Annotated in this window: 26 protein-coding genes and 1 pseudogene; 13 read left to right on the top strand and 14 right to left on the bottom strand. The window is 70.1% G+C overall.

Translation table 11 applies throughout. The features are described from left to right. Positions 1–68 precede the first annotated feature (68 nt). Positions 69–1,460, top strand: coding sequence for a serine hydrolase domain-containing protein (locus tag ASG04_RS03980; RefSeq protein WP_235515428.1), 1,392 nt, complete (start codon positions 69–71; stop codon positions 1,458–1,460). Next, positions 1,457–2,089 (top strand): hypothetical protein, encoded by a 633-nt coding sequence (locus ASG04_RS03975; RefSeq protein ID WP_056120701.1) that lies wholly within the window; start codon positions 1,457–1,459, stop codon positions 2,087–2,089. The genes ASG04_RS03980 and ASG04_RS03975 overlap by 4 nt, the downstream gene beginning before the upstream one ends. A 26-nt stretch (positions 2,090–2,115) precedes the next feature. Here the strand turns inward: ASG04_RS03975 and ASG04_RS03970 are convergent, their stop codons facing one another. Then, a complete protein-coding gene (locus tag ASG04_RS03970; RefSeq protein ID WP_056120700.1) occupies positions 2,116–2,838 on the bottom strand; it encodes an SDR family oxidoreductase in 723 nt (240 codons plus the stop codon). Positions 2,839–2,931: 93 nt separating this feature from the next. Here ASG04_RS03970 and ASG04_RS03965 point away from each other — a divergent pair, with 93 nt between their 5' ends. Further along, positions 2,932–3,816 carry a LysR family transcriptional regulator gene (locus ASG04_RS03965; protein WP_056120697.1) on the top strand — a complete coding sequence of 295 codons (885 nt, stop codon included), beginning with the start codon at positions 2,932–2,934 and terminating at the stop codon, positions 3,814–3,816. Between the two features lie 72 nt (positions 3,817–3,888). On the opposite strand, the gene ASG04_RS03960 is transcribed toward ASG04_RS03965, so the two are convergent. Further along, a complete protein-coding gene (locus ASG04_RS03960; RefSeq protein ID WP_056120693.1) occupies positions 3,889–5,838 on the bottom strand; it encodes a potassium transporter Kup in 1,950 nt (649 codons plus the stop codon). Between the two features lie 148 nt (positions 5,839–5,986). Between ASG04_RS03960 and ASG04_RS03955 the strand changes: the two genes are divergently transcribed. Then, on the top strand, positions 5,987–6,520 hold the full coding sequence (locus tag ASG04_RS03955; protein ID WP_056120689.1) for a MarR family winged helix-turn-helix transcriptional regulator: 534 nt from the start codon (positions 5,987–5,989) through the stop codon (positions 6,518–6,520). A gap of 167 nt (positions 6,521–6,687) precedes the next feature. Continuing rightward, positions 6,688–7,578 (top strand): LysR family transcriptional regulator, encoded by an 891-nt coding sequence (locus ASG04_RS03950; protein ID WP_056120686.1) that lies wholly within the window; start codon positions 6,688–6,690, stop codon positions 7,576–7,578. On the opposite strand, the gene ASG04_RS03945 is transcribed toward ASG04_RS03950, so the two are convergent. The 3 genes from ASG04_RS03945 to hisD are packed head-to-tail and all read right to left on the bottom strand — an operon-like array spanning position 7,565 to position 11,298. Continuing rightward, positions 7,565–8,395, bottom strand: coding sequence for a nitrilase-related carbon-nitrogen hydrolase (locus ASG04_RS03945; protein WP_056120681.1), 831 nt, complete (start codon positions 8,393–8,395; stop codon positions 7,565–7,567). The genes ASG04_RS03950 and ASG04_RS03945 overlap by 14 nt on opposite strands. Continuing rightward, a complete protein-coding gene (locus tag ASG04_RS03940; RefSeq protein ID WP_056120678.1) occupies positions 8,392–9,915 on the bottom strand; it encodes an APC family permease in 1,524 nt (507 codons plus the stop codon). The genes ASG04_RS03945 and ASG04_RS03940 overlap by 4 nt, the downstream gene beginning before the upstream one ends. 42 nt (positions 9,916–9,957) lie before the next feature. Next, complete coding sequence (gene hisD / locus ASG04_RS03935) at positions 9,958–11,298, bottom strand: histidinol dehydrogenase (RefSeq protein WP_056120675.1); 1,341 nt, start codon at positions 11,296–11,298, stop codon at positions 9,958–9,960. A 147-nt stretch (positions 11,299–11,445) separates the two neighbouring features. On the opposite strand from hisD, the gene ASG04_RS03930 reads away from it, so the two are divergent. The 3 genes from ASG04_RS03930 to ASG04_RS03920 all read left to right on the top strand — a co-directional run bounded on the left by ASG04_RS03930 (position 11,446) and on the right by ASG04_RS03920 (position 13,764). Next, positions 11,446–12,435 carry a carboxypeptidase-like regulatory domain-containing protein gene (locus tag ASG04_RS03930; RefSeq protein ID WP_056120673.1) on the top strand — a complete coding sequence of 330 codons (990 nt, stop codon included), beginning with the start codon at positions 11,446–11,448 and terminating at the stop codon, positions 12,433–12,435. A gap of 166 nt (positions 12,436–12,601) precedes the next feature. Then, a complete protein-coding gene (locus ASG04_RS03925) occupies positions 12,602–13,495 on the top strand; it encodes a sigma-70 family RNA polymerase sigma factor (protein WP_056120669.1) in 894 nt (297 codons plus the stop codon). A gap of 38 nt (positions 13,496–13,533) precedes the next feature. After that, positions 13,534–13,764 carry a DUF1059 domain-containing protein gene (locus ASG04_RS03920; protein ID WP_056120850.1) on the top strand — a complete coding sequence of 77 codons (231 nt, stop codon included), beginning with the start codon at positions 13,534–13,536 and terminating at the stop codon, positions 13,762–13,764. A 120-nt stretch (positions 13,765–13,884) separates the two neighbouring features. Here ASG04_RS03920 and ASG04_RS03915 read toward each other — a convergent pair whose 3' ends face one another. From ASG04_RS03915 to ASG04_RS18060, 3 genes and pseudogenes are all read right to left on the bottom strand, one after another. After that, complete coding sequence (locus ASG04_RS03915; RefSeq protein WP_056120667.1) at positions 13,885–14,631, bottom strand: rhomboid family intramembrane serine protease; 747 nt, start codon at positions 14,629–14,631, stop codon at positions 13,885–13,887. After that, positions 14,631–15,071 carry a hypothetical protein gene (locus ASG04_RS03910; protein WP_235515427.1) on the bottom strand — a complete coding sequence of 147 codons (441 nt, stop codon included), beginning with the start codon at positions 15,069–15,071 and terminating at the stop codon, positions 14,631–14,633. The genes ASG04_RS03915 and ASG04_RS03910 overlap by 1 nt, the downstream gene beginning before the upstream one ends. After that, a pseudogene (locus ASG04_RS18060) lies at positions 15,072–15,254 on the bottom strand (TetR family transcriptional regulator); the annotation flags it as partial. Between the two features lie 27 nt (positions 15,255–15,281). Here ASG04_RS18060 and ASG04_RS18055 point away from each other — a divergent pair. After that, positions 15,282–15,590 carry a DUF6069 family protein gene (locus ASG04_RS18055; protein ID WP_414835818.1) on the top strand — a complete coding sequence of 103 codons (309 nt, stop codon included), beginning with the start codon at positions 15,282–15,284 and terminating at the stop codon, positions 15,588–15,590. Positions 15,591–15,649: 59 nt separating this feature from the next. Here the strand turns inward: ASG04_RS18055 and ASG04_RS03905 are convergent, their stop codons facing one another. Continuing rightward, entirely contained in the window at positions 15,650–16,522 is an 873-nt protein-coding gene (locus ASG04_RS03905) for a GNAT family N-acetyltransferase (RefSeq protein WP_056120849.1), read from the bottom strand. A 227-nt stretch (positions 16,523–16,749) separates the two neighbouring features. Between ASG04_RS03905 and ASG04_RS03900 the strand changes: the two genes are divergently transcribed. Further along, complete coding sequence (locus ASG04_RS03900; RefSeq protein WP_156463520.1) at positions 16,750–17,385, top strand: hypothetical protein; 636 nt, start codon at positions 16,750–16,752, stop codon at positions 17,383–17,385. A 138-nt stretch (positions 17,386–17,523) separates the two neighbouring features. Then, positions 17,524–18,048 (top strand): hypothetical protein, encoded by a 525-nt coding sequence (locus ASG04_RS17290; RefSeq protein ID WP_156463519.1) that lies wholly within the window; start codon positions 17,524–17,526, stop codon positions 18,046–18,048. 642 nt (positions 18,049–18,690) lie between these two features. Here ASG04_RS17290 and ASG04_RS03890 read toward each other — a convergent pair. Continuing rightward, complete coding sequence (locus tag ASG04_RS03890) at positions 18,691–19,344, bottom strand: hypothetical protein (protein WP_056120656.1); 654 nt, start codon at positions 19,342–19,344, stop codon at positions 18,691–18,693. Positions 19,345–19,667: 323 nt separating this feature from the next. Between ASG04_RS03890 and ASG04_RS03885 the strand changes: the two genes are divergently transcribed. Beyond that, positions 19,668–20,471 carry a hypothetical protein gene (locus ASG04_RS03885; protein WP_156463518.1) on the top strand — a complete coding sequence of 268 codons (804 nt, stop codon included), beginning with the start codon at positions 19,668–19,670 and terminating at the stop codon, positions 20,469–20,471. Positions 20,472–20,533: 62 nt separating this feature from the next. Continuing rightward, positions 20,534–20,965, top strand: coding sequence for a hypothetical protein (locus tag ASG04_RS03880; protein WP_156463517.1), 432 nt, complete (start codon positions 20,534–20,536; stop codon positions 20,963–20,965). A 457-nt stretch (positions 20,966–21,422) separates the two neighbouring features. On the opposite strand, the gene ASG04_RS17285 is transcribed toward ASG04_RS03880, so the two are convergent. The 4 genes from ASG04_RS17285 to ASG04_RS03865 all read right to left on the bottom strand — a co-directional run bounded on the left by ASG04_RS17285 (position 21,423) and on the right by ASG04_RS03865 (position 23,124). Beyond that, the gene (locus tag ASG04_RS17285) at positions 21,423–21,926 is read right to left on the bottom strand and encodes a hypothetical protein (protein ID WP_156463516.1); all 504 of its coding nucleotides are present in this window, start codon (positions 21,924–21,926) and stop codon (positions 21,423–21,425) included. Positions 21,927–22,059: 133 nt separating this feature from the next. Beyond that, on the bottom strand, positions 22,060–22,254 hold the full coding sequence (locus ASG04_RS03870; protein ID WP_056120645.1) for a hypothetical protein: 195 nt from the start codon (positions 22,252–22,254) through the stop codon (positions 22,060–22,062). An 81-nt stretch (positions 22,255–22,335) separates the two neighbouring features. Next, positions 22,336–22,485, bottom strand: a complete 150-nt coding sequence (locus ASG04_RS17280) for a hypothetical protein (RefSeq protein WP_156463515.1) — start codon at positions 22,483–22,485, stop codon at positions 22,336–22,338. A 33-nt stretch (positions 22,486–22,518) separates the two neighbouring features. Then, a complete protein-coding gene (locus ASG04_RS03865) occupies positions 22,519–23,124 on the bottom strand; it encodes a DUF305 domain-containing protein (protein WP_056120642.1) in 606 nt (201 codons plus the stop codon). Between the last annotated feature and the right edge of the window lie 57 nt (positions 23,125–23,181).

Genomic DNA, 23,181 nt, shown 5'->3' with positions numbered 1-23,181 from the left:
TGCGGCGCGATCTGGACTCGAACGCTCCTCCTGATGATGTCAGGCCGACAGTGGATACGCTCAGGATCGTGACGACGACGTTCCAGCGCAGCACCCCGTCCGCCCTCGGCATCGACGCGACCGGGGTCCAGGCCCTCATCGGTGCCCTCGAGTCGACCCCCGGGGTCGAACCGCACGGCCTCGTGCTGCTCCGGCACGGTCAGGTCGCGGCCGAGGGGTGGTGGACGCCGTACGCGGCAGACCGCCCGCACCTGCTCTACTCGCTGAGCAAGAGCTTCACCGCGGCGGCCGTCGGCATCGCCGCACGCGAGGGGCTGCTCGACCTCGACAGCACCGTGATCAGCCACTTCCCCGAGCTCGACACCGAGGTCACCGACCCCCGCAGCCGCACGATGACCCTACGCAACATCCTGGCGATGGCGAGCGGCCACCGCGCGGAGACCCTCGACCGGGCGCGGGCGATCGACCCCCAGAACGTCGTGCGGGGGTTCCTGCTTCTGCCGCCCGACGAGGACCCGGGCACGGTCTTCGCGTACAACCAGCCCTGCACCTACACGCTCGCCGAGATCGTGCGGCGGGTCAGCGGCGGCACCCTGGTCGAGTACCTGCGTCCGCGCCTGTTCGACCCGCTGGGCATCGAGCAAGTCGCATGGAAGCGCGACGGCACGGGCGAGCTCGGGTTCTCCGGCTGCTACGCCACCACCGAGACCGTCGCGAAGCTCGGGCAGCTGTACCTGCAGCGCGGGGTGTGGGACGGCACGCGGATCCTCGACGAGGACTGGGTCACGGCCGCGACCCGCACACAGGTCGCCAACCCGGACGAGGAGAACCCGGACTGGAGCCAGGGGTACGGCTACCAGTTCTGGATGGCGCGGCACGGGTTCCGCGGCGACGGCGCGTACGGGCAGTTCTGCGTGGTCCTGCCGGAGCACGACGTCGTCCTGGCCATGACCGGACAGAGCCTGGACATGCAGGCCGTCCTCGACGCGGTCTGGGCGCACCTGCTGCCCGCGCTCGACGCCGACGGCTCGACCGAGGGCGACGCGGCGCTCGCGACCGCGCTCGGCTCCCTCGGGCTGGCTCCGGTGGGCGGCGCTCGTCTCGAGACCGCCGGACTGGAGGCCCGGGCCGACTTCGCGGCCGCCGACCGCACCGCGGTCCCCGGCCTGGACACCGTGGTGCTCGAGCAGGACGGCGACGGCTGGGCAGCGACGCTGACGCAGGACGGCTCCCCGGTCCGGGTCCCGCTCGGCCAGGGCTCGTGGACGGTGTCCGACGCGACCGCGGCGAGCGCCGCGGTGGAGGCCGACGGCAAGGTCCTGGTGGCCGTGCGCTTCGTGGACACCCCGCACCTGCTCTGGGTGCGATGCGACCCCGCTGCCGGCACGTTCGGTGCGCGCTGGCAGACCGAGCCCCTGCACGACCGGATCGACACGCTGCACCGCCCGACCGACGCGTGACCCGGACGACGGCGTCCACGGTGGTCTTCTACAGCGCCCGGCCGGCACAGCGCACCGGGCAGCTCGTCGTCGACGTCGTCGTCCTGGTCGGCTGCGTCCTGGCGGTCGCCCTCGGGGTCACGGTCGCACGGGCGATCGGCGGCCTGGCGACGATCGGCACCCGCGTCAGCCGTGACGGTTCGGCCTTCCAGGAGCAGCTCGACCGGGCGGCGACCGCCCTGGGGAGGCTGCCGTTCGCGGGCGACTCGGTCAGCGCGCCACTGCGGGACGCGTCCTCGCACGCGGAGGCGATCGCGGCGGCGGGCACCCAGCAGCACGACGCGACGCTGCGGCTGGCGCACCTGGTGGGCGGCGGTGTCGCCGTCGTGCTGGTCCTGGCGCTCGCGCTGGTCTGGCTGCTCGTGCGCGGTGTCCCGGTCCGGAACGCGACCGCGGTCCGGCGGCTCGCCGGGCATCCGGGCGGGACCGAGCTGCTCGCCCTCCGTGCGCTCACGACCCGGCCCGAGGCGGCGCTGCTCGGGCCGGACATCGTGGACCGGTGGCGCCGGGGTGACCCGGCGACGGTGCATGCGCTGGCGGAGCTGGAGCGACACCGGAACGGGCTGCGGCCGAGCGCCACGCGGGACTGAGCACGACGGCGGCGGTCACCCGGCACTCACCAGGGGACGACGCCGTCCTCGTCGAAGAGCCCGCCGCGGGGTCCGTCGTCGGGCAGCGTCGCCAGGCGGACGGCGATCGCGGCCCCCTGCTCCGGGGTGCGGTCGCCCGCGAACCCGTTGAAGTCGGTCGCGACGAGTCCGGGACAGGCGGCGTTGACGATCACCGGGGTGTCGGCGAACGCGCGGGCGTACTGCACGGTGATGCCGTTGAGGAAGGTCTTCGAGGACGAGTACGCGGCCATCACGGGTCCCGGCTGCCGGCTGAGCGAGCCCATGCTGCTCGACGTGTTGACGATCCGGGGAGCGCCCGAGCGTCGCAGCAGCGGGAGCATCGCGTTCGTCACCCGGACGACGCCGTACACGTTCGTGTCGACGATGCGCCGCAGCTCGTCGAGGTCCATCGTCGTCGGGTCCTGCTCCCACGTCACGGGGTCGAACGCCCCGGAGATCCCGGCGTTGTTCACGAGTACGTCGAGCGTGCCGAACCGCTCGTCCAGCGCGGTGGCCGCTGCGGCCACGCTCGCGTCGTCGGTGACGTCGATCCGGACGGCCGACGCGTCGATGCCCTGCGCGGTGAGCTGGGCCACGGCCTCCTCACCGGCCGCCCCGGACCGCGCGCCGACGACGACACGCGTGCCGAGCCTCCCGAGTCCCTGCGCGATCGCGAAGCCGATGCCCTTGTTCGCCCCGGTGACCAGGGCGGTGGTTGCTGATGTCATGCCTCGATCGTCGGTCGTCCGGGACACCACGTCCAAGACCGATCGGGTGCCGTGCGATACCCGGCGGGTATCGACCGGACGTAGGCTCTGCGCGTGGACGACCTCGAGACCCGCGAACTCCGGTACTTCGTGACCGTCGCCGAAGAACAGCACGTCGGGCGCGCGGCGGTGCGGCTCGGCATGTCGCAGCCGCCGCTGTCCCGTGCGATCCGCCAGCTCGAGCTCCGGATCGGCGCGGCGCTGTTCCAGCGCACCCCGCGCGGCGTGGAGCTCACGCCGGCCGGCACCGTGCTGCTCGCCGAAGCCCGCCCGGCCCTGGCGGCGATGGCGGCCGCGGGGCGCCGGGCCCGGCGGGCGGGCACCCCGTCCCGGCGACTGGTGCTCGCCGTCAAGGCCGGCGCCGACCACGAGCTGCTGCAGGCGCTGCTCGACGTGCAGGGGGCCGACCCGCAGGCCCTGCCGCTCGACGTGCAGTTCGGCGAGGTGCACGAGCAGGCGGCGTTCCTGCGTGACGGGTCCGCCGACGTCGCACTCATGCACCGCACCTACGACGACCTGACCGGCTTCGACACCGAGGACCTGCGCACCGAGCAGCAGGTCGCGATCCTGCCCCGGTCGCACCGCCTCGCCGCGCGCGCCTCGCTGTCCGTGGCGGACCTGCGCGACCTGCCGGACCTGCCCGCGGCCCGCTGGCCCCGCGTCGACGGCACCTACGCGGACGGCCCCGGACCCGAGGTGCACTCGCAGGCGCAGCTCGCCCAGCTCGTCGCGCTCGGGCGGACCGTCATCGTGATCCCCCGGTCCAGCCGGACGCTGCAGTGGCCCGAGCACGTCGCCGTCCCCGTGCTCGACGCCCCGCTCGCGACCACGGTGGTCGCGTGGCCGGCGACCTCGACGTCGCCGGACGTGGCCCGCGTGGTGCGGAACGCCGTCCGTGCGGCGGCCCTGGTGGCCGGCGCCGAGGCGCGGACCGCCTGACCGACGGACCGGAGGCCCGGTGCTGGTCGGCACCGAGCCTCCTGTCCGCCGTCCCTGACGGTCCGGACGTCGTCAGATCTCGACGTCGCTGCCCATCGTCACGGTGCGCTGCGGCGGCAACCCGAACCGCGAGGACGGGTCGGCCGCGTTGTGCGCGAGCCCGACGAACAGGCGCTTGCGCCAGTTCACCATCCCGCCGTTGCCCCGCATCGGCCGGAGTGCGCCACGGGAGATGAAGTACGAGGCGTCCTGCATGGCGTCCGGCTCCAGGTCGAGCACCTCGGCCAGGCACGCGGCGTGCAGGGCGTGCGGCAGGTCCTGGTCGTCCGAGAAGCCGAACTTGATCGTGACGTGCTCGATGCCGTCGTCCGTGTAGCCCAGGTCGTCACGCGTGAAGGCCTTGGCGTGCGGCACGTGCGGCACGTTCGCGGTGATGACGGACACGATGATGACCCGCTCGTGCACGACGTGGTTGTGCTCCACGTTCGCGCGCAGCGCCAGCGGGGTCGTCTCCTTGTTCGGGTGCGGGAACACCGCGATGCCCTTGACCCGCGGCACGTGCTTGGTGTTGATCTTCGCGACGAACTCGTCGAGCGAGCCCTCCCGTGCGCGGCGTTCGTCCTGCACGAGCTGCCGCCCACGGCGCCAGGTGGTCATCACCGTGATGACCGCCAGCGCGATGAGCAGCGGCACCCACCCGCCGTGGATGACCTTCGACAGGTTGCCGGCCAGGAACGTCAGCTCGAGTCCGCCGAAGACGACCGCGGCGACGACGAGCTTCCAGGTCGCCCAGTGCCAGAGGGGCTTCACGACCAGCAGCAGCAGGATGGTGTCCGTGACCAGGGCGCCCGTGACGGACACCCCGTACGCGGTGGCCAGGCTGGCGGACGACCGGAACGCGAGCATGATCGCCATCACGCCGATGAACAGCAGCAGGTTGACGGCCGGCAGGTAGATCTGGCCGCCCTCGCGCTTCGAGGTCTGGCGGATCGTCAGCGGCGGCAGGAGTCCCAGCTGCACCGCCTGGCGGGTCAGGGAGAACGCCCCGGAGATGACGGCCTGGCTCGCGATGACCGTGGCCGCGGTGGCCAGGACGACCACGGGCAGCTGCGCCCAGTCCGGGAAGAGCAGGAAGAACGGGTCCTTCGTGGCCTGGGGGTCCTCGAGCACCAGTGCGGCCTGGCCGAGGTAGTTGAGGACGAGCGCGGGGAAGACGACGAAGAACCAGGCCCGTCGGATCGGCACGCGTCCGAAGTGGCCCATGTCGGCGTACAGGGCCTCGGCACCGGTGATGACGAGCACCACGGCACCCATCGCCACGAAGGAGATGACCGGGTGCGCGAACACGAACGCGATCGCCCACGTCGGTGACAGCCCCTGCAGGACACCGGGGTGGCGGACGATCAGCGGCAGGCCGGCGACGGCGATGACGACGAACCAGAGCAGCATGATCGGCCCGAACAGCGTCCCGACCTTGCCGGTCCCGAACCGCTGGACGGCGAACAGGATCACGAGGATCACCGCGGCGATCGGCACGATGAGGTGCCCGATGGCCGGGGTCGCGGTCTGCAGGCCCTCGACCGCGGACAGCACCGACACCGCCGGGGTGATCACGGAGTCGCCGTAGAACAGCGAGACGCCGATGATGCCGATCACCAGGAAGATCGTGGCGCCGCCGCGACGCTGGGCGTACAGGCGCCGTGCCAGGGCGGCGAGCGCCATCACCCCGCCCTCGCCGTTGTTGTCGGCGCGCATGAGCACCAGCACGTACTTGATCGACACGATGATGGTGATGCTCCAGAACATCATCGAGATGACGCCGTAGACGTCCTCGGGGATCGGCTTCACGATCCCGCCGTCGATGGTGAACACGGTGCGCAGCGCGTACAGCGGGCTGGTCCCGATGTCGCCGAACACGACGCCGAGGGCCGCGAGCGCGAGCGCTGTGGTGCCCATCCGGCCGTCGTGCTCGGGGGCCGCGGTGTCCTCGCTGACGGGTGCCGCGGAGTGGGTCTCGGTCACGCTCGATCACTCCCGATCTGTGCCGCCAGGGAGACGGCCAGCGCTCATCCTGCCACCACTCACCCCCGCTCCTCGCAGGCGCCTGTCCGCTCGGCGACACGGCGCCTGCGGAATGCTGCTGCGAACTCGAAGCACCTACGCTGGGACGATGCACCAGCCCGCCGATCCCGGCCCCCTCAGCCCCGACGAACTCGGCGCCTACTTCGCCCTGATCGAGGTGGGCAGCCTGCTCCGGCACACCGTCGAGCAGCAGCTCCGCGACGCCGGCGACCTGAGCTACGTGCAGTTCCAGCTGCTCGCGACCCTGGGCGACGCGGCGGACGGCAGCCTGCGGATGACCGACCTGGCCGACGGGGTCGTGTACAGCCGCAGCGGGCTGACCTACCAGGTGGGGCTGCTCGAACAGGCCGGACTCGTGACCAGGCGACCGTCGACCGAGGACGAGCGCAGCGTGGTCGTGTCGGTCACCGACGCCGGGCGGGAGGTGCTGGCGACGGTGTTCCCCGGGCACGTCGCGGTGCTGCGCCAGCTGCTGCTCGAGCCGCTGTCGCCGGACGACGTCGCCGGGCTGGCCCGCGTGCTCGGGACCGTGCGGGACCACATGCGCGCCGTGCCGCCGCGGTCGGCGAAGCCCCGGCGTCGGCGGGCTGTGTCCGGGGACACACTTCCGCCTCAGGGATGATGTGACGGTTGCTCGACCGCGGCAGAGTGGTGGTGCGTGGGGAGTCCGATGGGTCGCGGCTGCCGCTGTGGGGCCGCAGCCGCGACCGTCCTCCCCCGCCCGGCCGCCCGGCCGCCCGGCCGTCCGGCCGTCCGGCCGCCCGTCCGCCGGGGCCGTAGGCTGCGGCCGTGACCCTCGTGCAGCTCCGCGTCTTCGTCGCGGCCGCACGGCTCGGTTCGTTCACGGCGGCCGCTGCGGCCCTGCTCATGTCGCAGTCGTCCGTCTCCGAGTTCATCCGCCGGCTCGAGGGGACCTACGACACACGCCTGTTCGTCCGGGGCGGTCGACGGCTCGGGCTCACCGACGCCGGGTCCGTCCTGCTGCCGATCGCCGAGCGGATCGTCGCCGAGGCCGACGAGGCGGACCGGGCCCTCCGCGCGGTCACGTCGCTGGTCGGCGGAACAGCGTCGTTCGGACTGCTCCGGAACGCCAAGTACTACGCCCTCGACGAACTGCTGACGCGGTTCCACGCCGCGCACCCCGCGGTGCGTCTGCGCGTCATCGGCCTGAACTCCGTCGAGGTCGCGAACGAGGTCGCCTCGGGTGGCCTCGAGGCCGGGCTCGTCGTGCTGCCGATCGACACCGACGGGCTCCGGGTCACGCCGCTCCGCCGCGACGAGGTCGTGTTCGTGAGCGCCGACCCGTCCGTGGCCGACGCACCGATGACGATCGAGGCCATGGCCGCGCGGCGGCTCGTGCTCTACGACGCGCACTACGGCTGGAAGGACCCGACTCGGCGGCAGCTGGCCGAACGGGCTCGACTCGCCGGGGTCGCCCTCGAGCCACACGTCGAGGTCGAGCAGGTCGAGACCGCACTCGCACTCGTGGCATCCGGCCTCGGCGACACCTTCATCGCCCGAGCGGTCGCCGAGGCAGCGGCCGCCCGGGGCCTGCACTGGACCCCGTTCGCCGAACCGGTGCACGACACGGTCGCACTCGTCGAGCGCGAGGGCGCCGTGCTGTCGGCGGCGACCGCCGAGCTCGCACGCCTGGCGCGCGAACTCCTCAGCGAGCGCTGAGCGGGCCGTAGAGGTCGGGCCGTCGGTCGCCGAGCAGGTCCGCCCGGGGCGTCAGGGTCTTGTCGCGCGCCGCCGCCAGGTCCAGGTCCGCGACGACCATGCCCGCGCCCGGTCCGGTCGCGGCACGGACCCATCCGTCGTGGTCGATGATCGAGGTGCCCTCGTTCCAGTCCACCCCGCGCTCCGTGCCGCACCGGTCCGCGCAGGCCATCGCCATCCGGTTCACCCGGGCCGCGGCCATGGCGATCTGCACCTCGGGTGCGCGTTCGCCCTCCGGGCGGTCCACCCACGGCCAGTTCGTCGGGACCGCGAGCAGTTCGGCCCCGGCGAGCGCCGCCATCCGCGTCCACTCCGGGAACTCCACGTCGAAGCAGATCGACACACCGATCCGGCCGTGGCGCGTGTCCACCACGAGCGGACTGTCCGACCCCGGCGTGAAGCACGCCTTCTCCCCGTCCCACAGGTGCACCTTGCGGTAGACGCCGACGACCCCGGTCGGGTCGACGAGCGCCGCGGAGTTGTACACGGCGCCGTCGTCGCCGAGTTCCGCGAACCCCCCGACGACGACACCACCGGCTCCGCCGGACAGCCGGGAGGCCGTGGTCGCCCACCCGGACACGGTCGCGTCCGTCGCGGTGACGGCACTCGACCGGGCTTCCGCTGCGTCGCGGAAGACGTAGCCGCTGGTGGCGAGCTCCGGCAGGACGACGACGTCGACGTCGTCCGGCACCGTGGCGAGCGCCTCGGCGATCGTCGCCCGGTTGGCGTCCAGGTCGCCGACCTGCGGCGCGAGCTGGACGGCGGCGACCCGGGTCACCGGACCACGTCCTCGGCGTCGTCGCGCGGGATGCCACCCCGTGGCGGGGCCGAACCGGCGTCGGTGACCGCGGGAGGAGCCTCCCGGTCGGTGCCCGTGGACGCTGCCAGGGCGGCGCCGACGCGCTCGACCAGCCCCTTGCGGAACGTGATCGCCAGCCCGATGACCAGCCAGGCCGCGACGATGTACGGGAACCAGCTGTACGGCGCCTCGAGCCCGACGGCGTTCTTGTAGATCGTGTAGAGCACCAGGGCCAGCGCGAGGACCGGCACGACCAGCTGCCACTTCGGGGTGTCGGTGCGCCCGGAGAAGAACAGGAACCGGACGGCGCCCACGGTCGCCAGGACGTAGGCGACGAGCAGGGCGATCGTCCCCACGGTCAGTGCCCAGTACGTCGCGTCGAGGACGGCCGCGCCGGAGAACCGCTCGCCGATCACGATGAGGACGGCGACGACCGCGACGACGCTCAGCGCGTTGACCGGGGACCCCTGTGCCGACAGCTTCGCCACGGGTCGGGCGATGCCGGTGTCGCGGGAGAGCGCGAACAGGACCCGCGCGGCACCGGAGAGGGTGCCGAGGAAGATCGCGAACAGGCTGACCACGGCGGCGAGCGTCAGCAGGTCGGCGAGCCAGCTGCCGACGTACGTGCGGGCCAGGTCGCCGTACGGGGCGGCCGACCCCGCGAACTGCTTCACTCCGGCGGCCGACGTGCCGTACCCGAGCGACTGCGCGATGATCGAGAGCAGGTAGAAGGCACCCACGACGACGATCGCGATCTTCAGGGCCTTCGGGATGTCCCGCTTCGGGTTGCTCGTCTCCTCGCCCAGGGTCGCTGCGCCCTCGAACCCCGCGAACGCCAGGAAGCCGAACACGGCGGCGCCGGCGATCAGGCCCACGTCGGTGCCGCTCGGCAGCGCCAGGAAGTCCCAGCTGAGGTGCCGTCCCGCGGGTGCCGCGCCCACGCCGAGCCGGACGAGCACCACCACGTTGAGGATCGTCACGAGCACCGCGCCGATGAGCTCGGCGTAGAGCAGGGACCGGGTGATCACGTGCACCTCACGCCGACCCAGCAGGACGACGACCGCGAGCGCGACCACCGTGATCCAGATCCAGTCCGGCGACACGTCCAGCCCGACGTCGTTCAGCAGCTGCGTGACGAACAGGCTGATCTCGATGCCGGAGCCCGCGCCGATCGTCACGTACGCGAAGAACAGCGCCCAGCCGGCGATGAACCCGGCGCGGGCGCCGAGCGTCAGGCCGACCGTGGCGTAGACGGACCCGGTGTGGGCGATGTGCCGCGAGAGCTTGACGAACCCGTAGGCCACCAGGGAGACGGCGACGAGCGCGAACACGAACGCCCAGGTGGCGCCGCGCCCCAGGATGCCGGCGGCACCGGCGCCGAGCAGTGCCATGACACCGACGGGGCCGATCAGCCCGACCGAGAAGGCCGCGGCGTCGGCGACCTTCAGTTCACGCTTGAGGCCGGGTGCGGCCGGGGTGGGGTGGTGCTCGGTGGTCATCGCTGGCTCCGATGCGGTCGGGAGGGGAAGGGGAGGTGGTGGTCAGTCGGCGGACGTGTGCACCGGGGCGAACGTGTCCAGGCGCATCGTCGCGGTCGCGCGGTGTGCGCTCATGCCCTCGCTCGTCGAGATCACGTCGACGGCGTGGGCGACCTCGGGCGTCGCCTCGCGGGCGATGCGCTGGTAGGTGAGCGGCTTCAGGTACCGCGACACGGACAGCCCGGCGCTGTGCTTGGCGCCACCGGCGGTGGGCAGGGTGTGGTTCGTCCCCGCCATGCCCTTGTCCGAGTACGCGACGGTGCTCCAGTGACCGAGGAACAGCGACCCGTAGTTCGACAGGTGGTCGTGGTACCAGTCGTCCTCGGTGGTCTGCACCTCGAGGTGCTCCGGGGCGAACTCGTCCATCACGAGCACGGCGTCCTCGCGGGTCGGGACCAGCACCACCGAGCCGTGGTCGCGCCACGCCGGCCCGCAGATCGGCTCCGTCGAGAGGGTCGGGAGCTGCCGGTCGACCGCGGCGACGACCTCGTGCGCCAGGCGCTCGGAGGTCGTGACGAGCGCTGCCGGGGAATTCGGTCCGTGCTCGGCCTGTCCCAGCAGGTCCGCGGCGACGATCTCCGCGTCCGCGGAGTCGTCCGCGATGACCGCGACCTCGCTCGGCCCGGCGAGCAGGTCGATCGCGACCGTCCCGAACAGCTGCCGCTTCGCCTCGGCCACGAAGGCGTTGCCCGCGCCGACGATCATGTCGACGGGGTCGAGGTCGGTGTCCAGCAGGCCGAAGGCCATCGCGGCCAGGGCCTGCACTCCCCCGAGCACGAACAGCCGGTCGACGCCGGACAGGTGCGCCGCGTAGGTCACCGCGTCGTTCGCACCGCCGTCGGGCTGCGGTGGGGTGCACGCGACGACCGTCGGGACCCCGGCCACCTTCGCGACGCCGACCGTCATGAACGCGCTCGCCGTGAGCGGGAACCGGCCGGCGGGCAGGTAGGCGCCGACGCTGCCGACCGGCACGTAGCGCTGACCGACCACGACGCCCTCGACGAGCTCCGCCTCGAAGTCCACCAGGTGCTCGCGCTGCATCGCGGCGAACTGCTTCGTCCGGGCCGAGCCGAGCTCGATCGCCTGGCGGAGGTCCGGGGCCAGGCGGTCCCCGCTTGCGGCGATCTGCGCGGCGGTGAGTTCCACGGGGGCGTCCTGGCGGTCGAGCTCGCGGGCGTACCGGCGGATCGCGTCCATGCCGTCGCGCTCGATGTCGCCGAGCATCCGGCTCACCGTGGCGACGACCGCGGGGTCGCGCTGTGCCTCGGGCTCGTCGACGCCGGGCGCCTTAACGAACCGGAAGCGATCGCTGTGTCGAGCGGTGAAGCGGGGTGAGAGCAGCATGCGATCAGCGTGGCGGGTCGGGCGGCGTGGAGAAAGCCCGAACACCGGGCGGGAGCCATCGGGAAACACGATGGCGGACCACGCCCGCGGGCCGGCAGCTGCAGGCGTACAGTCCCACCCATCACTTGACCGGCGGGCGGGGACGCGATGCGACAGATCATCGGGACGACACTGGTGGCGGCGCTGGCTGCCGCCGCACTGCTCGGCCTGGCACCGCCGGCGGCCGCGGCCGAGACGGGCTCGATCGAGGTGCAGCTCGCAACGCCGGACGGCACCGCGATCCGGCTGGCGGACGTCGAACTCGCAGCGATCGGGACCGACGTCGTCGTCGGGAACGCGACCACCGACGCCGACGGCACCGCGACCTTCACCGGGATCCCCGCCCCGGACACGGTCACGGTCACCACACGGCAACTCCCGCCGCACGGGGCGGAGACCTACGCGCCCGGACTCCGTTCGGGCATCGCGGTCCGCGGTGGTTCGACGGTGACGGTCACCGTGCCGCTCGTGCTCGGCGCCACCGTGCAGGGCGGGGTGGTCGGCCCGTCGGGTCCCGCCGCCGGACGGCTGATGTACGCCTGGAACGAGGACACCTCGCAGGTGTTCCGGACGACCTCCGACAGCGCGGGCCAGTACCGGTTCGTCGGGTTGAGCACCGGTCCGTACCGCATCGAGGCGTACGCCAGCGGAACGGCGTCGCCCGCCGTGTGGAAGACCCGGGTGTACCAGCAGCGCGGGACGCTCCCGGCCTCGCAGGTGACCCTGTCGCGGCACTACGCGCACAGCGATTACGACCTGGCCGTCTTCGCGAACTCGGTGTCCCGCATGCCGTCGCCGCTGCTCAGTGGGGCGAGCGTCGTCGTGACGGACACTGCGACCGGGGCGTCGTTCTCCACCCGGTTCTCGACACTGCTCGACAGCGAACAGACGGCGCAGTTCCAGATCCCCTCCGGGCAGTACGTGGTGGAGCTCCGGACGACGGCGACGACCACGACGCCGGCGCGTGTGCTGTGGCTCGGACATCCGGGAGGGGTCTACCAGTACGTGACGGATCGGGCGCAGGCCGTCTCGGTGCGGGTCGTGTTCGGGGGGTTCAACGGCTGGGGTGGGGCGGTGCCGGAGGCAGCGTCGCGCTGAGTGCCGGGGCGCGGTCGTGGCGTGGGTCTGGTCCGGCACCGGGCGGACGACACGACGGACGGGAGGAGCGGGGCCGGGTCTCCGCGCTCCTCCCGTCCGCAGGACCACAGGTCCACAGCCAGCTGTCGAACCGTTCCGGAGCGAGCGGTCGGCCTCAGGTGGGCGCATGGGCGAGGCGGAGGTCTTCGAACGCGAGCGGCGACGACTCGTGGGCATCGCCAGGAGGATCCTCGACGATCGTGGTGACGCCGAGGACGTCGTCCAGCTCGCGTGGTTCCGCTTCCGCGCCAACACCGACGCGATCACGAACGTGCCCGCCTGGTTGACCACGGTCACGACACGGCTGTGCCTCGATCGGCTCCGAGCGCGTGTGCCGGTGCCGGTGCCGATGGAGCTGCACGACGACCTGGTCGAGTCCGGTCGGGGTGCTGGTGGCGAGGACGCAGCAGATCCGGCCGAACGCACGGAGCACCGGGAAGCGGTCGGCCAGGCACTGGGTGTCGTCCTCGACGAGCTGACTCCGACCGAGCGCGTTGCGTGGGTGCTCCACGAGGTGTTCGCATTCGACTTCGCCACGATCGGCACCATCCTCGCGCGCACACCGGCCGCGGCGCGGAAACTTGCTTCTCGGGCCCGCGCGCGTCTGGCGCATGCGGAGCGTGAGGAGGTCATGGGCGATGCCGAGGTGGTCGATGCGTTCATGTCGGCAGCACGGGGAGGGGGCCTCGGGCGGTTGTTGGCACTGCTCGCTCCGGGGGTGACCGTGGGTGCGGACCCGGCCGCGATCGCAGCGGGCACGCCTCGCAGCATCGACGGCCGCGAGGCGGTCGCGGCCTTCTTCGACGGCAGCGCCCGGGCGGCGGTGGCCGCCCTGGTGGACGGTCGACCCGGGGCAGCGTGGTTCCACCGTGGGTGGCCGAAGGTCGCCTTCGACTTCACCGTGCTCGACGGCCTCGTCGAGGCCATCACGTTCCGCGCGGATCCGTCAGTCCTGACCGAGGTCGTGCGTCGTCGCGCTGCGCCGGTCACGTTCGTGGTCGGCGAACCGTCGAACGAGTGAGGGCAGCGGACCACGCCGCCCGAGGATTGGAGACGACGATGAAGACCATGACCTGCCACGACCTCGGCGGACCCTGCACGCGCGAGCACCAGGGCTCCACGGCCGATGAGGTCATCAAGGCGCAAGACCGGCACCTCAAGGACGCGGTCAAAGCGGGCGACCAGACGCACGTCCAGGCGCGGGAGGAGATGCGGGGACGCTGGCGGCACCCGAAGCGGTCGATGGAGTGGTACAACCGGGTGAAGCAGGACTTCGCGGCGCTTCCGTGACCTCCGGACCCCAGCCGTCCAGCTGTCTGCGGGCGGAGCGTTCGACGAGAACGGGCACGACGTCATGGGGTGGGGACCCAGTTCCTGCCTCGCCGAATCCGGACGAGTGGGCTCTTGACGTCAGGTGACAGCGGCGGTCGTCGGACGCCGTGGTCGTGTCCGCGCGATGGTGACGGCGAGGAGGGCGCCGGTGAGGAGCCCGATCCCGTGGCCGTCGGTCAGCGCCGTCATGACGCCGCCGGCCACCGCGACCAGGACCAGCAGACCGCAGACGGTCCGGACAGCACCGAAGCGGTGCGATGCGGTCAGTGCGACAGCGACCGCTGCGTCGCCAGCGACGATGGCCGGCCAGACGCCGCCGAGGTCGATCAGTGTCAGGTAGACGCAGAAGAACGCGCTGTACGCGACCGCGACGGTGTCGAGCACGGCCCCGGGACCGGTGGAGGCCGTGCGGTCCAGGACCCGGACGACGACGAGCGCGCCGATCAGGCCCGCGACACAGTCCGAGGCACCACCATCGCGTTGCTCGGGGAGGAGCAGCGCGAGGACGAGCCCACTCCCGACGCCTGCGACCAGGTACGTCACGAGCCACACCCGTTCCGACCGCCGCTGCTCGAGTGCTGATCCCACCACAGCGATCCCCAGCAGGTTGAACGCGAACTGCCCCCAGCCGTCGGGCTGGACGAGGATCGAGGTGACGAGCCGCCACCACTGTCCGGCGCGCACGAGCTCCCCGTCGCGGATCATGACCGCGGTGAGGGGTGGGTGGACGACCGCGGCGACGCTCACGGCTGCTGTCACGATGGTGACGACGAGGGTGGTGCGTGGCGACTGCGCCGCGAGCCGCTGCCGAACGGACGGCGCCATCAGGACGATTCCCGCGCAACACGGTCGTGATCCGTGGTGCCGAGTCCGGAGTCGAAGAACGCGACCAGGCCGTCACCGAGATCCGACAGGTCCGCGTCGGGCGCCCGGTGCAGTCGGAGGAAGACTCCCTCGACCGTGCGCTGCAGGACATCTGCCGCGATGACCGGGTCGACGCCGCTGAACTCGCCCTCCTCGACGCCGGCTGCGATCAACGAAGCGATGGTCTGCTGCGTCGCATCGACATCGCTGCCGTCGGCCGGGAGGCTCCCGGCGAACAGCAGTGCCGCGAGCGAGATCACCTCCGGCCGGTGGGTGTCGGCGAAGGCGACGTTCGCGCGCAGGTAAGCATGCACAGCGTCGCGTGGCGACGTTGCTCGCCGCATCGCAGCTGTGACCGCAACCGCGAGGTCATCGACGATCGTCGCGGCGACTGCGCGCATCAACGCGTCGCGGTCGTCGAAGTGGTACGAGATGAGGCGGGTGCTGCTGAGACCTCCGCGATCGGCGATCTCCGCGAACGAGCAGCGTGCGTACCCGACGTCGGCGATCACCGCGATGGTGGCGCGGATGATCTGCGATCGGCGTCTGAGCGCGGCGGCGCTGGGCGATGAGGCTGGTGTCATCCGAGGTCCTCCTACCGGCCAAGCAACGTGACGTGCCACTGCTCCACGAGCATCTTATTACTCAGGCAAGTAAATACAAGTGCGGCGGGCGCGTGCCGGGCAAGCCGCGCGGTGGTGGCCCGGTGGGCCTCCGGGTGGGAACGGGCCCGCCTGATGGTTGCGGCCGGGATCGGGGCTGTGTCGCTGATCGGGCCTCTCACACTCGCTCGAAACGGCTCCGCGCCGACACTCCTGCTGCTGCACGTCGCTGTGGCCGCGATCCTCTGCGCTGGACTCGCGGGCAGGTCACTCGGGCGAACGGGCCAACGCGGCGGGTCCGTCGAGAGACCGGAATGAGGACCCGCCGAGGGACCTGTCGGCCGGGGTGGTCAGGGGTCGGCGTGGGTCTGTCCGGATCAGTGCGTCCGGACGAGGTCGAGCCGTTCGGGCAGCGGGGCGAACCCGGCCGAACGGTACGTCGCCACCGCACTGCGAAGCGAACTCGGGGTGCACACCCAAGCGATCGACGCTCCACGCCGCTGCAACTCGGCGGCCGCAGCGATGCAGATCGCTCTGCCGTTTCCGCGACCACGATGATCGGCGTCCACTCCCATCGGTTCGATGAGCCCGGGACGCCCGACACCTGCCGGCCAGATCGTCACCCCCGCGACCGCCGCGCCGGAGCCATCCCGTCCGAGGATGCACGCACCGTTCTGGAACGCAGGCCCTCCACTCATCGTCTTCCACAGGTCGTCCGTGAAGCTCTGATTACTCCAAGCCGATCGGTGCACGGCAGTGAACTCAGCGACACGTTCACCGGCCACCACTTCGAACCGGAGACCCAGACCTGTCAGATCGACCGGCTCAGCGAGGTCCCGAGCCAGCGGTGCCCACGCCTCGCCTCCTTGCCATCCCGACGATGCCAGCAGCCGGTAGAGGGTGGTTCCCGTGGGGACCTCGACGGACAGGTGCCCGTTCGGGAACCTCATCCCGTCAGCGGACCCGAGATCGTCGAGCACACGACGAGCGATCTGTGCGTCGGACCATCGCTCGGGCGCGACGGTCATCCGGAACACCGTAGGGCCATCGAAGAACCCGATCGCGGCGATGGTGTCCTCGTCCAGCCACATCCGCACTGCCGTGGCGACTGCGGGTGCGCCGTGCCGCCATGCCCAACCCAGATCGCCGGGATGCAGCTGCACGACAGCGCTGTCGCGCTGCCACGAGGCCAGCGTCGCGATGATGCTCTCGAACGCGCCGACATCGGGAACAACGAGACTGATGCCCATGTCCGACAGTTCATCACCGGCGTACCGACTCCGCCACCGCAAGTCCGGCCCGATGGACTCGACACCACCCCGCCGAGTGACGGAGCACCGCTTGAGGTCGCCCACGTCTCAAGAGCCGGTCATCGAACCTGCCCGAAGGCTCCTCACGCTGGCGCGATCACCGTCTCATTCGCCGATCGGCCACCGGATGATTCGCCCTCCGCTGTCGCAGTGCTCACTGTGACGGTGTGAGCATTCCACTGCGCCGCGGGTTCTGGCATCGTCGAGCCGTGCGCCCGTCGACGATCCTCCTCGCCGCCATCACCGTCGTCTTCGGCGCCGCGACGATCGTCCTCGCGGTCTTGATCGGCACCGACGAGGGTCGGGCCCTGTCCACCGAGCTCCGTCTCGGCATGCTCATCACGTTCGGGTTCGGTGTCGCCTGCGTCACCACCGAGGTCAACCACCGCCGGCGGGCGCGCTTACGGCAGAAGGCAGAGACCCATCCCGGTACCGTGTTCGTCACCGCGCACGCGACAGAATCGACGGCCACCGACCTCACGGCCTGGAACCCCAGACTGCGCGTCTGGTTCCCGTGCGACCTCGGCTTCGACCGGACGGGCATCACGCACTGGTCGACGCGCAACGACGGGCACGGGACCCCGATCGCCCTCCGTTCAGAGGTGCTTGGCTTCGACGTGTTCAGGGAGCCCACGCCGCGCGGCGTCGCATATCGATGGGGGATCGTGGTCCGCCTCGCACCCAGGACGTCGGTTCCCGGAGCGGTCCGCATGTGGGTGGCCGACGACCAGCCGGCACAAGACGAGTACGCGATGCGCCGGACGATCAGCCGGATCGAGTCCGCGCTCGGCATGGACCACTGACCAAGCCCGTGCGGTACCGGCGACTCCGAGCCTCGGGGTCTACCGCCAGCGGCGATCGGCCCGTCCGAAAGCGGATCCTCTACCGGGCGGTGTACCCGATTGGAGCGACCGCCACGCTCGCCCTATAGCTTCCTTGGCGTGAGCATCTCCGACTTCGACGTCGAGCCCAGAACCGGGTCGCGGTTTGGAGTGGTCGTGCTCGGAATCGCGAGCGCAATCGCCGGAGTTCTCGCGATCATCGGGTGGCCGTTGCCTGTCATCTCGTCGACACATGGCCGAGGTCAGCATGCTTGGGCACGGAACATCCGTGGAGTCCAAGATTGGTTCGCGCACGATGGATGGCGGATGTCTGGCGCATCGTGGATCTACGGGGCTTTCGCGGTCGTCGCCGCGGCCGCCGTGGTTGTTCTGCTTCATCCTGCTTGGAGCGGCCGCCGCGCCTTGCTCATCGTCGTCGTGCCGGCCGGAGCGTTACTCGTGCTGGGCCCTGCATTGCAATGGGCTCTTGGGCTGCCTTGGTCAAACTACGGAAGCGGGTCGGCCGGCGGCACGGCGATTGGCATCGTTGCGACCGTTGTGTGCGGCGCCGTGCTCATGGCCTTCCGTCGGGCAGCGAGGCGAAGGGCCGGACGCGACAAAGATCAGGGGACGCTCGCTCACTGACTCGGTGAGCCAGCGGGCGGCCTCCCACGGAGAAGGGCGAACTGTCGCCCCGACACGTCTCGTAAGCCGATCGGCTAGCGGTCGCGTGTACGACGCTCGGCTCGGGCTCGACGTCGCTCGTCACGCAGTGCTCGCCATTCGGCATCCTGCTGATCCTGTAGCGGANGACGACAACGACCAGGACCACCGGCACGAGAAACTGCAACAACAACATCGCTACCCCCAACCAGTGATCTCCTCACTCTAAGCGCACGGGGAGTCCAGCAAGGCGAAAGATGATGCCGCCGTCCGGTGGGCGCTCGGCGACCGGACAGCGCTCAGGTCGATGGAGCGGCGTCGGGGCCGAGCGCGGTCACTGTCCCGATGAATCGAGCCGGTTCCTCGTCATCAGTGAAGGTCACGGGAGTGAACTCGGAAACCGGAATCAGCCCACTCGCTCCTTCATCTGTCCTGAACCACACCGCGGGAACGGGTTCGCGGCCCTCCTCTGCTGCCAGCATCGCAGCGGCTGCGAGCTGCGGCCAGTGCGCCTCCTGCTCCGCGGAGACTCCCATCGCTACCGTCTGAATCGTCAACACACGCACTCGTTCATAGTGCGCCGGAACATGCTCGAGCGCGTCCCGCTTGCCGATCCGTCAGCGGTCAAGCTCGGCCAAGAGCTCCAGTGAGCAGGTCTGCTGATGCAACCAACGCCACAACGACAATCACCGTGGTCAGCAACCATGCGAACCCAGCGAAGTACTCGAGAACAGAGCGCCCGACAGAAGATGCACTGTGGGTATCGGTCAGGTGATCGAGTGTGCCGGCGAAACCCGTGCGGATGGGGTCCACCAACACCAGTGGGCGGAACCGGCGATCGAGCAGGATCGCGCCGTGAACCGTGCCCAGACCCGACCAGAGCCTGAAGCGAAGGACCCGCGCACCCTGCACGCGAAGCCGGCGTCGCCCGAGCACAGTGAGCGCCACTATCTGGTCTCCCTCTCTCCAGCTCGCTGCCGGTGACGCAGCCATTCCGAACAGCCACTGCCAGAGGATCCCGACCACGAGGACGAGGACGAGAGCGACATTCGGGAGCCAGTTGATTGGGAACCCGTCGACGTCAAAGCCATCTTTGACCCACTGGTCCCGCGTCAGCCCGGTGCCGACGAGCCCGGTCGCGGTGAGTACCAGGAGCCCTCTGCCTGTCCAGATAGCTGAACGGAGCCACGGGGTGGTGACGAACTGATGAGAGGACCCCGGTACGTCGACCGGCGACTCTGCGCGGTGGCGGGGCTCCGCGTTGTCCAGCTGATCCATCGTGGACGATTGTTCCCGATTACCCGCTCCGGGACCACTCTGACGGCTCATCGGACTTCCGATAGCCGATCAACCATCGACGCTTGCTCCCAATCCCGAAGCCAGGCTGAGGTGCCGCTCTCGCCGGGAACGCATCGAAGAGCGGAGAGCTCTTAGGCGTTCCGCAAGCCGGTCGTTCAACGGGCGCCGCAGCTCGTCGCCTGGGTGTTCGTGTTTCGAACGCTCGACCGCCGCGGCTACTGACCCATCCCCGTCGGCGGCACATGGCTGTCCCGCTGGCCGATCGTCTTTCGGACGGCGCACCGGCCCTCCAAGATGAACTGGTGAGCGCAGCGGAAACACATGACAGCGGCCAGCGCGACCGGCAGGAGGCACCCGAGCACGAGGAGCTGGGCCGACGCTCTCTACCCCTGAGCTTTGCCCGCTACGAGTCTCTGGTGGCGCGATCCGAGGCCCTGTCTGTTCGGCAGGGATCGTCCCTTGCCGGCGACCGTGCCGCCACCCCCTACAGCTCGGTACCCGACCAGGTGCGCGCAAGCACCGGGGTGGCCCTCGATCATCTTCACGCCTTCAAGCTCATCGTTGTGGACGGCGAGGCAGTCCTGCCGTTCGCGATGTACACGCTCGTGCGGAGCGCCTACGAGGCCTCAGGAACCGCCCTGTGGCTCCTGCACCCCGCCTCGCGTAACGAGCGCGTGCTGCGGTCACTGAAACTCGCTCGCGAGAACCGCCGACTCGTGCACGTCGTCATGGAAAAGTCGGACCGTGAGGATCCCGGCTGGGACAGGGCGATTGCCGCGCTCGAGCGCGATCGGGACGGCCGTGCGGCCCTGGTCGGAGCTGACCTTCGCTATGTCGCGAAGGTCAGCTCCCGGCTTGAAGAGATCGCGCCGCTCGTTCCGGATCTGTTCCTCACGCCGCTAGCTCTCTGGCAAACATCGAGCGGCATGGCGCATGCCAATAACTCGATGATGGTGCTGATGCTCGACCGACAGCAGATTGGCGAAGCCGAACACGGGGGAGCTGACTACAAAATCACCACGAGTTTGCTCGCCGTCGCCGGCTACTTCGACGCCGCGCTGGACATGATCGAAACGCTGATGGATCTGTGGGCCCAGCGGAACTGAACCAGTGATCTCAATAGGCGACCGGCGTCCGGGCGATGCCGATCGGCGGCAGAGTGGTCCTCGTGAACGCTCGCGCCTTCGGGATCTGTGGCCTGGTCATCGCGGCTGTGCTCGCACTGACGAGCTGTAGCCAACGGGGTGCGGATGACGGGTACCTGACTCTCACGGCAGGTGAGGCGACCCTGCCTGCTTGTACGACCGCAGCGCCGGTCCTGGTTGAGACGCTGAACACGGAGCAGCTGCCGAGCTGTGACCCGATCGGGCAGACCCTCGTCTTCCCGGACGGCGAGCAGATTCAACTGCCTGAGCAACAGGGCGGCGGCGGCTCGTCGAACTCCGAATCCGACTACCGGTACGCCTACCAGAGTGTCGGCAACTGGGGACTCGTCGCTGCCCGCGCGAAGACAGATTGCTCGGCCGTGCAGGAGTGGGGCAATCCGGAAGCTCTTCGGCGCGTGCACGAGGCGTTCGGCAAGAAATGGGTCTGTCACTAACCCCGTCCGAATGACGATCGGCTATCGGGATAGAGCCTCATGTGACTGCTGGCCCGAACCAGAGCAGCACCGGACCCAGGGCGAGCAGGACCGAGCTGAGGGCAGCGACTGTCTCGCTATGTATGGCGCCGGCTCCCTTCCGGGACCGCGTCGCCAGCGCCAAGGCGGTCCATGCGCCGCCCCACGGTCCCACGGCCAGTAAGAAGACGATCGGGTAGAGGAAGAGACTGCCTTCGCCGCCGGTCAGGAGCACGGGAACCCACATCACTACCCAGAGGATCACGAAGCCCGTCGCGGAGCAGATCAGCAGCACCAGCGCTGCGATGGACCGCCCAGTGTTAGGCGGCTCGGGCTGAACAGGCGACCACACAGCGTGATGCTATCCAGACCGTCGCAGCCGTATCCACTGCCGGACACCGGCCATGTCCGCAGAAGGATCCGCTAGCGGACGCTGCTTTCAGCTTGATCCCGAAGCAGGGTCGGCATAGGCCGCGGCGTACCAGCTCACGCTCGAGTCCCCTGAGGTCGGCCCGATGGTGATCCAAGCGCTCGACGTCACGACGTACAGGTCTTCGTCGTGACCACATTGGATCGAGCGTGATGCAAGTCGCTTCCCGTTCTCCGCACCGCTGACCATGCGATTGCTCCACACGGCCATCGGCACCGTTCCCTGCCCTTGACACGCAAAGGACACACGAACGTGCGCGGGTGTTCCGCCGTCTGCGACGCCGAGAGAGAGCCGACTCGATGAATCGTTCGTGCCTGCACCACTGCCGAGTTCGCCGGGCTGTTCGGCCCATCGGTCCTGGACGCTCCCCATCCAAGCAGAGGAGGTCTTCTCGTCGCGGACCGCGTTCACGTGGCTGGAACAGGCTGCAAGCGACATCGCGGTCACGAGCGTCAGCCCGGCGAGCCCGATTAGCCGACGGTGGCCGTGGTGGTCGGCAGGCGAAGTGATCATGCTGGACAGAGTCTCGTGCACATGGCTCCGTCCTGCACCCTCCCGTTCTGGCGTCATCGGTGCCAGGGGTAGACGGGAGCCGCTGGAAATGAGGCAACAATGGCCAACTTCGAAGCGTCCGCCAATCGATCCTCTACCGGCCGCGCTTCGCCTTCCGAAGCGCGAAGCGCCACAACCAGGCGCCAGCGCCGAGCCAGAAGAGGCCGAGCACGGTGTTCAAGATCACCAAGAGCACGTCGAGGTCGGGCCGAGTGAGGCGAATGATCGACGTCGCTACGAACGCCAGGCCGAAGGCGAGCGCGATCGAACCCAGAACCTTTGCGCTCAAGACGTCTATTCCGCCAACCTAACTCGCGCCGGCGTCCGTAGAGCGATCCCCCGGTGGGACGGGGTTCAACACAGACGAGGATCAACCTCGTGGACGCCGCACGATCCCCAGGACGACGCAGGCAAGGCCAGCGACGAGCGCGACGACCAGCACCACGAAACTCACCCCATGAATCGTCGGATTGATGATCCACACAAGCAGCGCGAACGCGATCACGACGACACCGGTCACGGTGAGACTCCGAGCAGACATGTGGCGAGTCAATCAGGACATCGACGCGAGCATGTCCTTCATCTGGTTGATCTGCTCGGTCTGGCTCGACACGATCGACTTCGCCATCGCGACCGCGTCGGTGTTCTTGCCCTTGTCGACTTCGGTCCCCGCCATGTCGACGGCGCTGGTGTGGTGTTCGACCATCTGCTGCAGGAACAGCTTCCCGGCGTCCGCCGGGGAGGCGCTGTCGAGGGCGTCCATGTCGGAGTCGGACATCATTCCCGACATCGAGGAGTGGTCCATCCCCGACATGCTGGAGGCTTCGGTGGGCTCACCCCACTGCTTCAGCCAGCTGGTCAGGGACGTGATCTCCGGCCCCTGTTCCGCCTTGATCTGCTTGGCGAGGGTGACAACGTCAGCGTCCACGTCGGAGCCCTTGGCGAGGAGCATGTCGCTCATCTCAACGGCCTGCTTGTGGTGCGGCAGCATCTGCTGCGCGAACATGACGTCCTGGTCGTTGTGTGCCGACGCCGCCGACGAGGACGACGAGGAGGAGCTGTCCGAGGAGCCGGCGTTGTTGGTGGAGCAGCCGGCGAGGGTGAGGCCGATGGTGAGGGCGGCGGCGGCCGCGAGGGTGCGCGTGATGGTGGTGTTCATGGATCCGTTCCCGTGAATGCGTCAGGTGTTCCGGGCAGGCGAATACCTGCCCGTGTT

The organism is Curtobacterium sp. Leaf183, assembly GCF_001424385.1.
Taxonomy (GTDB): domain Bacteria; phylum Actinomycetota; class Actinomycetes; order Actinomycetales; family Microbacteriaceae; genus Curtobacterium.
Note: the sequence above shows the minus strand (reverse complement) of the source record. Positions and strands in the feature narration are given on the sequence as shown.